Here is an 11980-nt window from a genome sequence, read left to right as displayed (position 1 = left end):
CCGAACCCGGAAGCTAAGCCTGCCAGCGCCGATGGTACTGCACTCGACAGGGTGTGGGAGAGTAGGACACCGCCGGAACATCCTTCACGAAAGGCCCTCGACAACGTCGAGGGCCTTTCGGCATTTTGCGGGAAAACAATTGCTTCGATGCGCTGCCGTCCACTGATGCCCATTACCCGTGGCGCGCCGCAGTGATCGCGGCCGTCAAATCGCGCGCCGTCGCACGAGTCGCCTCGATGAAATCATCCCGTTCGCGTCGAGTCGTCGCCGTACGCAATGGTCCGAGCTGAACCTCGTACGCCGCACTGCCGTTCGCATCGAAAACCGGCGCCGCGAGATAACTCAGCGGCAGCACCTCATCCGAATCCAGCTCTGCCCGGCTGAACGGCCGTGACGTGAGCGCCGCGAGCTGACGAAGAGCGCGAGTACGTAGATGCGGTTGCAGCAGTTCGGATCCCACCGCGCCGAGCAGATCGGCGAGCAAGTCGACCATGCCCGCGTCGTCGGCGCGGGGCCGGAACACGGCGACGCCGCGATCACGCACCAGTGCCGACAGAGCGCCGGCCATGCGCCGATCCGCGTCGGTCGCGGTGCCCAGCCAAGTGTTCTGCTCGCTCGCCGAACGCCACGGCATCACACTCGCCCCAGCCGGGAACTGCAACGGAATGCGATGTCCCACCGGGATTCCGGGAACCACACGGTCGGAACCATGCCGTACGTCGAGCACGGTGAGCCGATCGGGCTCGATGCGGCTGAACGTCGCGCCATATCCGGTGCGGGCGGCCAGGGCGCCGAGGATGTCGCCGACACCGTGGGGCAGCGCCGCACCGTGCAATCCCGCCAGCGCGGGTCCGATGCCGTAGCCACGAGCAGGGTCGCGCACCACCCAACCGGACGCGTCCAACTCGGTCAGGATCGCGGTCGCGGTCGCCCTGGCGATGCCGAGCCGCTCGGCGATGCCCGCGACGCTGATCGGCTCACCGGAGGTCGCCAGCAGCGACACGATGTCGATGACTCGCCGTGTCGGCGGCGACGCGGAGCGATCGGGCATTGCGCAACCTCTTGTCCCAACTCTGGCGGGCGACCTACGATGACGAATATTAGATCACAAGCTGTCGAATATTCGACATGTAGGGAGCCCGGATGATTCTGGATCGGTTCCGGATCGATGGACAGGTCGCCATCGTCACCGGCGCGGGCCGAGGCCTCGGCGCGGCGATCGCCGTCGCGTTCGCGGAGGCGGGGGCGGACGTCGTCATCGCCGCCCGGACCAAGAGCCAGCTCGACGAGGTCGCCGAGCAGGTTGCCGCCGCCGGACGGCAGGCCCACGTGGTGCCCGCGGACCTGAGCGACATCGACGCCACGGCAGCTCTCGCCGCGACGGCGGTCGAACGCTTCGGGCGGCTGGATATCGTGGTCAACAACGTGGGCGGCGCACTGCCGTGCCCGCTGCTGGACACGACACCCGAGGCACTGACCGACGCGTTCGCCTTCAACGTCACCAATGCGCATGCCTTGGTTCGTGCCGCGGTGCCGCGGATGCTGGAAACCGCTGGTGGCGGTTCGATCCTGAACATCACCTCCACCATGGGGCGCCTACCCGGGCGAGCCTTCGCCGCGTACGGCACCGCCAAGGCGGCCCTTGCCCACTACACCAAGCTCGCCGCGCTCGACCTGAACCCGCGGATCCGGGTGAACGCGATAGCGCCCGGCGCGATCCTCACCTCGGCGCTGGAGATCGTCGCCGGCAACGACGCGATGCGGGCCGAACTGGAATCCAAGACGCCGCTGCACCGCATCGGCGAACCCGAAGACATCGCCGCCGCCGCGCTCTATCTGGTTTCGCCCGCGGGGAAGTACCTCACGGGCAAGATTCTGGAGCCCGACGGCGGCTTGATCATCCCGAACCTCGACCTCCCCATCCCGGATCTGTGACATGACATATCGCGTAGTGCAATGGGGTACCGGCAATGTCGGCAGACATGCCTTGGCGGGCGTCATCGCCCACCCCGACCTGGAATTGACCGGCGTATGGGTCTCCGGTCCCGCCAAAGCCGGAATGGACGCGGGAACGCTTGCGGGCCTGGATCATTCGGTCGGCGTCACCGCGACGACCGATGCCGAGACCTTGCTCGCGTCGCGGCCGGACTGCGTCGTCTACTGCTCGATGACCGACAACCGGCTGTTCGAAGCCGTACAGGATCTGCAGCGCATTCTCGCCGCCGGAATCAACGTCGTCGCCTGTGCCCCGGTGTTCTTCCAGTACCCCTATGGCGTGCTTCCGGACGAACTGCTGAAACCCGTGCAGGAGGCTGCCGCCCAAGGGAATTCGTCGCTGTGGGTCAACGGCATCGATCCGGGTTTCGCCAACGACCTGCTTCCGCTCGCGCTCGCTGGCACCTGCCTGCGCATCGACCAGGTGCGTTGCCTGGAAATCGTCGATTACGCCAGCTACGACAATCGCGAGGTCATGTTCGACATCATGGGCTTCGGCAAGCCCGTCGACGACATCCCGATGCTGTTGCAACCCGGCGTGCTCTCCCTGGCCTGGGGCGGCACGGTCCGCCAACTTGCCGCGGGAATCGGGGTCACCCTCGACGCCGTCACCGAGACGTACGAGCGTATCCCCGCGCCGGCGTCGTTCGATATCGCGACCGGGCATATCGCCGAAGGCACCGCTGCCGCCTTGCGTTTCGAAGTGCGTGGCATGGTCGGCGACGCGCCCGTCACGGTGCTGGAGCACGTGACCCGCCTGCGGCCCGACCTGTGCCCGGACTGGCCGCAGCCGGCCCACCCCGAGGGCTCCTACCGGGTCGAGATCACCGGCGAGCCCAGCTACGCGATGGACCTGGTGGCCTCGAGCCGGAACGGTGACCACAACTACGCGACCCTGCTGGCCACCGGCATGCGCATCGTCAATGCCGTTCCCGCCGTAGTCGCGGCGCCGCCCGGCATTCTGACCGCTCTCGATCTTCCATTGATCACTGCACCGGCAGACCGCCGCAGCCGCTGAACCGCGCGGAGCTGCCGAGTAACCCCGGTTCCTCGGCGGATTTGCGTGGGGTGCAGCGGACAGTGCCGGTTGAACCGGCCTGACGCACAGCGCGGGTGCCGCTTGGGCTTATCTGGCACAGCCGCGGATGCCCGTGGGTCCTGCGCCAGCGCGGTTGGGCGCCGATTCGGACCGCGCCGCCGCGCAATGCGGATGGCGCCGTGTTTCTGCTCGGCGCCCAGCGCGAAAGGGCTGGTTGGTTCCGCGCTGCGCCGAACACGGGTGGCGCTGGTGAGTCCTGCCCGCGCGGAGCTCGGATTGCGCCGGTGGGTCTTGCGTGGTGCCGTGCGGATCGTACTGTCCGGTCCTGCGACGCCGCGGCGCGGACCGTGTCCGCTGCAAGGCATTCGACGCGATGGTGCTGGTTGGCATGCCTGGCCGCTGTGCGTATGGTCCTGCGCGACGCGCCGGATGGCAGTTGGGCGTGTCCGGCGCCTTGGCCCGGAAGGCGCTCTTCGGCTTATCTGGCGCGCAACGCAGACAGCGCCCGTTCGACGTCGTCGGTGCTGTTGTAGAGGTGGAAAGCGAACCGCAGCCCACCTGCCCGCGCCGAGGCGATCACATTCGCCTCTTCCAGCTTCGCCGCCGCGTCTGCCGCGCCGGGCACCGAGACGATGGGGGAGCGCGCCGCGACGGGCTCGAACCCGAGTTCACCCAGGCCTTCGCGGAATCGGTCGGCCAGCTCCAGGTTGTGCGCGCCGATCTTGTCGACGGTGAGTTCCTCGATCAGCGACAGTCCCGCCAGCGCGGCGATGACGCCGAGCCAGTCCGGGGTCGCGTCGAAGCGTCGTGCCGTCGGAGGCAACGCGACCGGACGATAGAGCTCGGCCCAGCGGTCCTCGGCGGCGTACCAGCTGGACCCGACCGGCCGCAGCTCGGTGACGAACTCCGGCGCCGTGGCGAAGAACGTGACGCTGCGTGCACCGATCAACCACTTGAAACTGGCGCAGACCCAATAGTCCGCGTCGGCGAATCGCAGCGGCAGCCAGCCCGCGGCCTGAGTGGCGTCCACCAGCAGCCGCGCGCCGTTGGCCCGGGTGGCGGCGCGCAGCTCCGCCAGGTCGGTGACGCGGCCGTCCGCGGACTGGACCACGCTCACCGCGACCAGCGCGGTCTCCGGTCGCACCTGCGCGGCCAACTCCGGCAGCGGGACGAAGCGCACGACGAGATCGCCGCGATAAACGAAGGGCATGGAAACCGAAGAGAATTCGCCCTCCGGCAACAGCACCTCAGCCCCCGGCGGCAGTGCCGCGGCCACCGGGGCGATCAGGCCCGCGACGCCGCTGCCGAGTGCGACGTCGTCGGGGGTCGCGCCGTCGACCAGGCGGGCGAACCCGGCCCGCAGGTCGGGCACCAGGAGATCCAGCGACGACCCCGGCCCGCCACGGCCCGTGGCCCAGGCGGCGCCGGCGTCGCGCACGGCGCTCAGCGCTCGGGCGGAGGGTAGACCGTACGAGGCCGTGTTGAGGTAGGTGGTTTCGAGCGTGTATTCGTCAGGCGCTAGGGAGGACATGTCCGCAGCATCCGCCCGGCGCACCCGTGCCGTCCAGCGCCACCGGCGCGATAGTGGACCGATTTCCGGCCCGGCGCTATTTCTCGGATGCCCACATGTTGGACAGCAACTGGAAGCTGGGTATGTCGGACAGTGCCTGCATGGATTCGTAGATGCGCTCGTACCCGGTGCAGGTGATACGCCACTGGCCATCGGTGTCCCGGCGGTAGGTGTCGGTGTAGTACCCGGCTCCCCTGATCAGCACGCCGTACTCGGTGGCGATCACGGTATCCTCGAAAGCCCATGAGCCGGTGGCCGTTTCGCCGTCGACACGGATCTCGGGATGGTTGGCGACGTGCACCGTGACGACCGAGGGCCCGAGATTCTCCCGCATGAACGCGGTGATGGCGTTGCGGCCGTCGAGGTGCAACGGCCTGCCCATGGCGTGGGTGCCGTAGCGTCCGGTCGCGTCGGCGGCGAGGGTGTCGGCGAACTCGTCCCACTTCTTGAGATCGAGGGTGCGAAAGTAGCGGTACTTCAGCTGGCGGACGGCTTCGATGACGTCGAGATCCATCCGTTGAGCCTGGCACGCGGGGCTGTGTCAGACAAGAACGCGTTCTATTCCTCGCCGTCGGCCGGAGTGTCGAAGCGGGGAGTGATCCGTTCGGTGTCGAATCGGCACGATCGGGTACCCGGATCATGGGCGCCGTCGTGCGGCCACGAGGGCGTCCGTGGAGCCGACCTCGTCACACAACCAGGGGAAATCGTGATGACCGACCGTCCCACCACCCACGACGCACACCAGGACACCACCATTGATCAGGACCTCGCCCTGAAAGCGGCCGCCGAGCGCTTGGAGGACGAATTCGACGGCGTGGTCAGCGAAGCGGCGATCGAGGATCACCTGCACTCGTCGTACGACCATTTCGCCGATCATGCCACCGTCAGGAATTACTTGCCGCTGCTCGCCGAGCGTTACACCCGCGAGTGGCTGTTCAACCTCGCGGAGTCCGCACACGGATCCGATTGACCACGGGCAGGTTCGCACCTGCACCGACCGCTGGACGTAGCCGCCGGATCGCTGGTGGCTCGTCGAAATCTGGGAATCGCCCCTGCGCGAGGCGATTACTTCTAAGCTCTACGCGAGCGCGTGTGGAGGTTGGTTATGGCGGTCGAGGCGACGACCGAGCCCGAGTCCGGGGAATTATCGACCGGATCAGGACAGGTCGCGGCTCGGACCGGCCAGCCTCCGGTGTCGATGATCGAGCGGATGACGCTGATACTGGACGCTTTCGACGGTGCGACGCCGACGCTCAGCCTCGTGGGACTCGCCGAGCGCACCGGGCTGCCGCGGTCTACGGTGCACCGCATCCTGGACCAGCTGATCCGGTTGCGCTGGCTGGCGCACGCACCAGGTGGTTATCGGCTCGGCGTGCGCACGCTCGAACTGGGTGGACTTGCCGCCGATCACAACGAGATCCGTGATGTGGTGAATCCGCTGCTGCACGATCTGAGTCAGCAGACCGGCATGGTCGGTCACCTCGGCGTGCTGGACGGGCCTGAGGTGCTGTACCTGGACAAGGTCGGCCGGCTCGCCGCGACCGTGCCCACTCGGCTCGGCGGCCGGATGCCCGCGCACAGTACGGCACTCGGCAAAGCGCTGCTGGCCACGCTGGAACCGAGCATCGTGGAGGCGTCCTTCCGCGATCGCCTCCCGCAGCTGACCGCTCGTACTCTCGCCGACCGTGCCGAACTGCACCGCGAACTCGGCCGCATCCGCAACCGGCAGGGTGTCGCGGTGGACAATGAGGAGTCGGTTCCGGGTATCGCATGCGTGGCCGTGCCGATTCGGCGGCGCGGTGCGGCCGTGGCGGCGGTGTCGTTGTCGGGTCGGATCGACCGGGCGACGTTGGATACCGCGCGGCTGGCCCAGGTGCTGGTCGACGTGGGCCACGAAGCGGGACGCTTGCTGTTTCCCCGGTACGTGCGCTGGCGCTAGCGTTCCCGGGCTGGGCCGGATGAGTGGCGGCGAGGGGTTCTTCCGAATCATTTCCGATCGACAGCGATGCCGTGGGGCGAAATGCTCGAAATTTGCCTGTCACTTGCTGAACGGTGTGTCTTTCACTGTGAAGAATTTTCGTTCGCGGTGTGTGCGGGCGGAGGGGCTGCTTTCCTGGAGATGTCAGGATGGACAGTCCGCGAGTAGGTGAGCCGGAGTCGGGGAGCGATGCACCGGGTACCGATCCAACAGCGACCATTCCGATCCGAATGGCTATGGTTCGCGGCAGGTGTGCTGGGCACCGTCGCCGCCGTGGTCTGGCTGGCGCGGCCGTCGGCGCCCGCGTGCGGTGCCAACCACGAAGCGGCTGCGACGTCACGATTACCGGTGGTAGCCGTCAGTTTTGCGCCGGTGGTGTCCGGCGGGACACGGTACTACGAGTTCGGCCGGCCGGTGTGTTCGCTCCGGGACCTGCCGACGGACGGCTCCCATGCCGGAGTGTCGACCGCGCAGTACGGCCCTGCCGATCAGTGTGGCGCGTATCTCGACCTCCATGCTCGGCACGTGCCTTCGCTCGTCGTCGGCGGCTGCTCGGAATGCACTGCGAACCAACGGGATCCGAGTGCGTCGACCTTCGTGCGGATCGCCGATTCCTCCGGCGATGTGGTCGGAGTCCGGTACCGCTTGGTGGGCGACCCCCAACCGGCGCCGGACCTGACCTACCAGATGGTGCCGGACTCGTCCGCCTCCTGGTTCGCCGTCCTGTTCGGCGGCACGGAAAACGGCAGGAGATGATTCGGCCTCAGGCCAGTTTCGCGGCCAGCGCACGCCCGGCGGCGCGGCCGGAGAAGATGCACCCGCCGAGGAAGGTGCCCTCCAGCGCGTTGTAACCGTGCACACCGCCGCCGCCGAATCCGGCGACCTCACCCGCGGCGTACAAGCCGGGGAATGCGGCACCGTCCGGCTTGATCACCTGCGAATCCAGATCGGTCTGCAAGCCGCCCAGGGTTTTCCGGGTGAGGATGTTCAGCCGCACGGCGATCAGCGGACCGGCGGCCGGATCGAGGATCCGGTGCGGTTTGGCCACCCGGCCCGCCTTGTCGCCGAAGTACCGGCGCGCGTTGGTGATCGCCATCAGCTGACTGTCCTTGGTGTACTTGTTGGACAGTTCCCGGTCGCGGGCGACGATCTGGCGTTCCAGGTCGTCGTAGTCCAGCTGGGGTCCGCGAGCGATCTTGTTCATGCCGTCGACCAGCTCGCGCAGCGTGTCCGCGACGACGAAGTCCACACCGTGCTGTTTGAACGCCTCCACCGGACCCGGTGCGCCTTTGGCGACCCGGCTCTTCAGCGTGAGCTTGAGGTCCTTGCCGGTGATGTCCGGGTTCTGCTCGGAGCCCGAGAGCGCGAATTCCTTCTCGATGATCGACTGGGTGAGCACGAACCAGGAGTAGTCGTAGCCCGACTTCAGGATCTCCTTCATCGTGGTGGTGGTGTCGAATCCGGGGAAACACGGTGCGGGCAGCCGTTTTCCGTTCGCGTCGAACCACATCGAGGACGGGCCCGGGATGATCCGGATGGCGTGGTCGGGCCAGATCGGGTCCCAGTTGACGATGCCCTCGGTGTAGTGCCACATCCGGTCCCGGTTGACGATGGCGCCGCCGGCCGCTTCGGTGATGCCCAGCATCCGCCCGTCGACATGCGCGGGCACTCCGGAGATCAGCGTCTCCGGGCATGGGCCGAGCCGCTCGGTGGGCCAGTTGCGCCGGATCAGCTCGTGGTTGTGACCGATCCCGCCGGAGGCCACGATCACGGCCTTCGCACGGAACTCGAACTCGCCCACTTTGTTCCGGGACGAGGCACGGCCCCGTTCCAGATCGGTGTCCTCGAGCACGGTGCCGCGCACGCCGACCACCGCGTCGTCGGCCACGATCAGCTCGTCCACCTGGTGGCGGAAGCTGAACCGGACCAGCCCGCGGTGCTCGGCCTCGAGCACGGGCTCGGCGAAGACCCGGACCACTTCGGGGCCGGTACCCCAGGTCAGGTGGAAGCGCGGCACCGAGTTGCCGTGGCCGTGGGCGAGCCCGCCGCCGCGTTCGGCCCAGCCGACCAGCGGCGTCACGCGCAGGCCGAGCTCACGCAAGTAGTCCCGCTTCTCGGCGGCCGCGAACCGCACGTACGCCTGCGCCCACTGCCTGGCCCAGTGATCCTCGTCGTCGCGGTCGAACCCGGCCGAGCCGAGCCAGTCCTGCAGGGCGAGATCGTAGGAATCCTTGATGCCGAGGCGGCGCTGCTCGGGACTGTCGACGAAGAACAGCCCGCCCAGCGACCAGAACGCCTGACCACCCAGATTGTTGCGGTTCTCTTGGTCGAGCACGTGCACGGTGCGGCCGGCCTTGACCAGTTCGTGGGTGGCGACCAGGCCGGCCAGCCCGGCGCCGACGACGAGGACATCGGCCTCCGGCGCCACATCGGGACTGCTGTGGGACATGTTCATCCTTCGGTTGCGGTGCTGTAGGCCAGCACGACGTGGTGGAAGAGTTCGGTGCGCCGCTCGCGCGCGACGCGACTGTCCGGCTCCAGCAGCACCTGCACGCTGGTGCCGTCGTGGACGGCGATGAGCGCCTGGCCGAACGCGTCCGGGTCGGGCACGGTGCGGCCGCTGCGCGCGAGCGCCGCGACGATCGTCGGCATGAGGGCCGCGACGATCGCCTCCTCGCGCACGGCCATCACCCGGCGCAGTGCGGGAGTGCGCAGCGCGTGCGCGGTGAACTCGGCGGTGATCCGGTACCAGCCGTCGTCGATCGGCACCGCTCGTTCCAGTCGTTCGACGGCGGTGCGGACATCGTCGGTGCCGTCCACCGCGATCTCGTCGAGGATCGCCCTCGCCTGGGCGAGCATCGCCGTCGAGCGCTCCTCCCACATGGCCAGGAACAGCTCGTCCAGCGAGGTGAAGTTGGAGTAGAACGCGCCACGGGTGAAACCTGCGCGATCACAGACCCGCTCCACGGTGGCGCGGCCGAATCCCTCCTCGGCGAAGGCTTCATAGGCGGCGGTGAGCAGCCGGTTCCTGGTTTCCGCGCGCCGGCGGGTGACCCGGGCGGGTGCGGCCCGTACGGCATCGGACGTCATCGGGCACCTCCTCGGGTCGCCGGAGACCAGCCACTGGATACACAAATGTACTCGATACAGAAACGTATCAGACCTGGTTACCGGGTGGGACCGAAATCGCCGAGTAGGGTGAGTCCGGCGCATCCGGCCTGGTCGGATGCCCCCGGGTGGAGCCGATCGTGGGAGGTGATCCGACGATGAGCGAGCGAACGACCAGCACAGCCGAGCACTTGCTCGTGGGCGGAGCCGAGCGTCGGCGAGGTGCGGGCATGAGTGAGCGCAGCGAGCGAACTATGGACACAGCCGAGCACTCGCTCGTGCCGGAGCCGAGCGCCAGCGAGGTGCAGGCATGAGTGAGCGCAGCGAGCGAACTATGGACACAGCCGAGCACTCGCTCGTGCCGGAGCCGAGCGCCAGCGAGGTGCAGGCATGAGCGAGGTTCATGGCGGTGCTGCCGGGATGCGCTGCTGGCGGGTGCGCAGACCGGGCCCCATCGCCGCGGGACCGTTGGACGCGGAGCGCGCACCGATCCCGGAACCGGCGCCCGGCGAGCTGCTCGTCCGTGTGCTCGCCTGTGGTGTGTGCCGGACCGACTTGCACGTGGCGGAGGGCGACCTGCCGGTGCGCCGTCCGGGGGTGGTGCCGGGGCACGAGGTCGTCGCCGAAGTCGTCGCGCTCGGGGCGGCGGCCGAAGGGGAGGGGTTCGCCATCGGGGATCGGGTAGGCATCGCCTGGCTGCGGCATACCTGCGGGGAATGCAAGTTCTGCCTGCGCGGGGCCGAAAACCTCTGTCCGCGTTCGGCCTACACCGGCTGGGACGCCGACGGCGGCTACGCGGAGTTCGCCTGTGTGCCCGCGGCGTACGCGCTGCGTCTGCCCGCCGGTTACACCGATGCCGACACCGCGCCGCTGCTGTGCGCAGGCATCATCGGGTATCGGGCTCTGCTACGCGCGTCTGTGCCGCCGGGCGGGCGGCTGGGGATCTACGGCTTCGGTGGCAGCGCTCACATCGCCGCCCAGGTCGCGGCCGCGCGTGGCGCCGAGGTGCACGTGATGACGCGCGATGCCGCCGCGCGCGAACTCGCGACCGCCCTCGGCGCCGCGTCGGTCCAAGGCGCGGCCGATCCACCACCGGTGCAGCTGGATTCGGCGATCCTGTTCGCCCCGGTCGGGGAGCTGGTGCCGCCCGCGCTGGCGGCGCTCGATCGCGGCGGGGTTCTCGCCATCGCGGGGATCCATCTCAGCGACATCCCTCCGCTGAACTACCAGCGGCATCTGTTCCAGGAGCGGGAGATTCGCTCGGTGACCGCCAACACCCGCGCCGACGCCCGCGAATTCCTCGCTTTCGCGGGAGAACACCGGATACATCTGAGCACGCACGGGTACTCCCTGGATATGGCGGATCGGGCGCTGACCGATCTCGCGCACGGACGATTCACGGGCGCAGCGGTTCTCGTTCCATAGGTGGGCAGAGCACGATTCGGCGCTGAGTCCGTATCGGTCGGGTCGCATTCCTTGACGGGCGTCGGAGACGTTCTTACCTTCGCGTATATAGCCGAGCAATTGTCACTGACAACAGTCACTCGGCTATCTCACAACGGCGTGAGTGTAGGTGAGTACGATGGCCAACCGGAAGGTAATTCATTTCGAAAAGTGGCGTGTGGTAAGGGCATTCGCTGTGCTGCTGCTCGTCGCGGGGTTCGGAGCGGCGACCGGGTTGCACGCATGGGCGATGCCATGTGCGGCAGTCGATGTCGTTGTCGCCAGGGGCACCCATGAACCCGGATATCTGGGTTCGGTGGTGGGCGACCCGCTCTATGCCACACTGCGACAAGCACTTCCGGTGAGTTCGCAGTCCTACCGGGTGAACTACCCCGCGGATCTGCTCGATCCGTCCTCGATCAGCCGGGGCACCCAGGACATGACCGCCCACCTGCTGTGGCAAGCCGAGATGTGCCCGGGGCAGAGATTCGTCCTGATCGGCTTCTCGCAAGGGGCCGTCGTGACGCACGGGGTGCTCGGCACCGGCGTCGTGACCGCGCTCGGCGGCATCCACTCGCTTCCGGGGGAGCTGGAATCCCGGGTAGCGGCGGTGCTCCTGTTCGGCGATCCTGTCCACCTGCTCGGCTGGAACGTTCCCGAGCACTACGCGTGGCGGACCGGAAACTACTGCACCAGCGGTGATCCCGTCTGCGAGGGCGGCATCCATCCGGCCGCGCACACGAACTACGGATGGGCCATGTGGCCCGCCGTGCAGTTCGCGGCGTCCCGAGTGTGAATCCGCAGAACCGGGAATCCGCGGTTGGGGGTCGCTCGGGCGGCCCCCAAC

The 11980-nt window shown here is 68.1% G+C and carries 13 protein-coding genes and 1 rRNA gene; 9 read left to right on the top strand and 5 right to left on the bottom strand.

Going from position 1 to position 11980, the window contains the following annotated elements; all coding sequences use genetic code 11:
• Nucleotides 1-78, top strand: a 5S ribosomal RNA gene (gene rrf, locus ACWPXK_RS26695); the annotation flags it as partial.
• Nucleotides 79-172: 94 nt separating this feature from the next.
• Here the strand turns inward: rrf and ACWPXK_RS26690 are convergent.
• Nucleotides 173-1051: a helix-turn-helix domain-containing protein gene (locus tag ACWPXK_RS26690; protein WP_454198899.1), complete on the bottom strand. Its 879-nt coding sequence runs from the start codon at nucleotides 1049-1051 to the stop codon at nucleotides 173-175.
• A 92-nt stretch (nucleotides 1052-1143) separates the two neighbouring features.
• Here ACWPXK_RS26690 and ACWPXK_RS26685 point away from each other — a divergent pair, with 92 nt between their 5' ends.
• Both ACWPXK_RS26685 and ACWPXK_RS26680 read left to right on the top strand, forming a co-directional pair.
• Nucleotides 1144-1935 (top strand): SDR family oxidoreductase, encoded by a 792-nt coding sequence (locus ACWPXK_RS26685; protein ID WP_454198898.1) that lies wholly within the window; start codon nucleotides 1144-1146, stop codon nucleotides 1933-1935.
• A gap of 1 nt (nucleotide 1936) precedes the next feature.
• A complete protein-coding gene (locus ACWPXK_RS26680) occupies nucleotides 1937-3013 on the top strand; it encodes an NAD(P)H-dependent amine dehydrogenase family protein (RefSeq protein ID WP_454198897.1) in 1077 nt (358 codons plus the stop codon).
• A 499-nt stretch (nucleotides 3014-3512) separates the two neighbouring features.
• On the opposite strand, the gene ACWPXK_RS26675 is transcribed toward ACWPXK_RS26680, so the two are convergent.
• Complete coding sequence (locus ACWPXK_RS26675; RefSeq protein WP_454198896.1) at nucleotides 3513-4565, bottom strand: aminotransferase class V-fold PLP-dependent enzyme; 1053 nt, start codon at nucleotides 4563-4565, stop codon at nucleotides 3513-3515.
• Nucleotides 4566-4641: 76 nt separating this feature from the next.
• On the bottom strand, nucleotides 4642-5118 hold the full coding sequence (locus ACWPXK_RS26670; protein WP_454198895.1) for a nuclear transport factor 2 family protein: 477 nt from the start codon (nucleotides 5116-5118) through the stop codon (nucleotides 4642-4644).
• 195 nt (nucleotides 5119-5313) lie between these two features.
• Here ACWPXK_RS26670 and ACWPXK_RS26665 point away from each other — a divergent pair, with 195 nt between their 5' ends.
• From ACWPXK_RS26665 to ACWPXK_RS26655, 3 genes are all read left to right on the top strand, one after another.
• Nucleotides 5314-5574 carry a three-helix bundle dimerization domain-containing protein gene (locus ACWPXK_RS26665; protein WP_454198894.1) on the top strand — a complete coding sequence of 87 codons (261 nt, stop codon included), beginning with the start codon at nucleotides 5314-5316 and terminating at the stop codon, nucleotides 5572-5574.
• A 135-nt stretch (nucleotides 5575-5709) separates the two neighbouring features.
• Nucleotides 5710-6543 (top strand): IclR family transcriptional regulator, encoded by an 834-nt coding sequence (locus tag ACWPXK_RS26660; RefSeq protein ID WP_454198893.1) that lies wholly within the window; start codon nucleotides 5710-5712, stop codon nucleotides 6541-6543.
• A 291-nt stretch (nucleotides 6544-6834) separates the two neighbouring features.
• Nucleotides 6835-7338: a hypothetical protein gene (locus tag ACWPXK_RS26655; protein ID WP_454198892.1), complete on the top strand. Its 504-nt coding sequence runs from the start codon at nucleotides 6835-6837 to the stop codon at nucleotides 7336-7338.
• A gap of 7 nt (nucleotides 7339-7345) precedes the next feature.
• Here ACWPXK_RS26655 and ACWPXK_RS26650 read toward each other — a convergent pair whose 3' ends face one another.
• Both ACWPXK_RS26650 and ACWPXK_RS26645 read right to left on the bottom strand, forming a co-directional pair.
• Nucleotides 7346-9031 carry an FAD-binding dehydrogenase gene (locus ACWPXK_RS26650; protein ID WP_454198891.1) on the bottom strand — a complete coding sequence of 562 codons (1686 nt, stop codon included), beginning with the start codon at nucleotides 9029-9031 and terminating at the stop codon, nucleotides 7346-7348.
• 2 nt (nucleotides 9032-9033) lie between these two features.
• A complete protein-coding gene (locus tag ACWPXK_RS26645; RefSeq protein ID WP_454198890.1) occupies nucleotides 9034-9672 on the bottom strand; it encodes a TetR/AcrR family transcriptional regulator in 639 nt (212 codons plus the stop codon).
• Nucleotides 9673-9848: 176 nt separating this feature from the next.
• On the opposite strand from ACWPXK_RS26645, the gene ACWPXK_RS26640 reads away from it, so the two are divergent.
• From ACWPXK_RS26640 to ACWPXK_RS26630, 3 genes are all read left to right on the top strand, one after another.
• Nucleotides 9849-10004, top strand: coding sequence for a hypothetical protein (locus ACWPXK_RS26640; protein ID WP_454198889.1), 156 nt, complete (start codon nucleotides 9849-9851; stop codon nucleotides 10002-10004).
• A 106-nt stretch (nucleotides 10005-10110) separates the two neighbouring features.
• Entirely contained in the window at nucleotides 10111-11115 is a 1005-nt protein-coding gene (locus tag ACWPXK_RS26635; RefSeq protein ID WP_454198921.1) for a zinc-binding alcohol dehydrogenase family protein, read from the top strand.
• A gap of 157 nt (nucleotides 11116-11272) precedes the next feature.
• On the top strand, nucleotides 11273-11929 hold the full coding sequence (locus tag ACWPXK_RS26630; protein ID WP_454198888.1) for a cutinase family protein: 657 nt from the start codon (nucleotides 11273-11275) through the stop codon (nucleotides 11927-11929).
• The last annotated feature ends 51 nt before the right edge of the window (nucleotides 11930-11980 follow it).

It is taken from the genome of Nocardia sp. Marseille-Q1738 (assembly GCF_965283145.1).
The sequence above is the reverse complement of the archived record's forward strand: the minus strand, read 5'-3'. Positions and strand labels throughout refer to the sequence as shown.

What these genes read in the sequence shown, in the direction of transcription:
- ACWPXK_RS26690 (WP_454198899.1), bottom strand. Translation starts at nt 1,051, where the DNA reads ATGCCCGATCGCTCCGCGTCGCCGCCGACACGGCGAGTCATCGACATC.
- ACWPXK_RS26685 (WP_454198898.1), top strand. Translation starts at nt 1,144, where the DNA reads ATGATTCTGGATCGGTTCCGGATCGATGGACAGGTCGCCATCGTCACC.
- ACWPXK_RS26680 (WP_454198897.1), top strand. Translation starts at nt 1,937, where the DNA reads ATGACATATCGCGTAGTGCAATGGGGTACCGGCAATGTCGGCAGACAT.
- ACWPXK_RS26675 (WP_454198896.1), bottom strand. Translation starts at nt 4,565, where the DNA reads ATGTCCTCCCTAGCGCCTGACGAATACACGCTCGAAACCACCTACCTC.
- ACWPXK_RS26670 (WP_454198895.1), bottom strand. Translation starts at nt 5,118, where the DNA reads ATGGATCTCGACGTCATCGAAGCCGTCCGCCAGCTGAAGTACCGCTAC.
- ACWPXK_RS26665 (WP_454198894.1), top strand. Translation starts at nt 5,314, where the DNA reads ATGACCGACCGTCCCACCACCCACGACGCACACCAGGACACCACCATT.
- ACWPXK_RS26660 (WP_454198893.1), top strand. Translation starts at nt 5,710, where the DNA reads ATGGCGGTCGAGGCGACGACCGAGCCCGAGTCCGGGGAATTATCGACC.
- ACWPXK_RS26650 (WP_454198891.1), bottom strand. Translation starts at nt 9,031, where the DNA reads ATGTCCCACAGCAGTCCCGATGTGGCGCCGGAGGCCGATGTCCTCGTC.
- ACWPXK_RS26645 (WP_454198890.1), bottom strand. Translation starts at nt 9,672, where the DNA reads ATGACGTCCGATGCCGTACGGGCCGCACCCGCCCGGGTCACCCGCCGG.
- ACWPXK_RS26640 (WP_454198889.1), top strand. Translation starts at nt 9,849, where the DNA reads ATGAGCGAGCGAACGACCAGCACAGCCGAGCACTTGCTCGTGGGCGGA.
- ACWPXK_RS26635 (WP_454198921.1), top strand. Translation starts at nt 10,111, where the DNA reads ATGCGCTGCTGGCGGGTGCGCAGACCGGGCCCCATCGCCGCGGGACCG.
- ACWPXK_RS26630 (WP_454198888.1), top strand. Translation starts at nt 11,273, where the DNA reads ATGGCCAACCGGAAGGTAATTCATTTCGAAAAGTGGCGTGTGGTAAGG.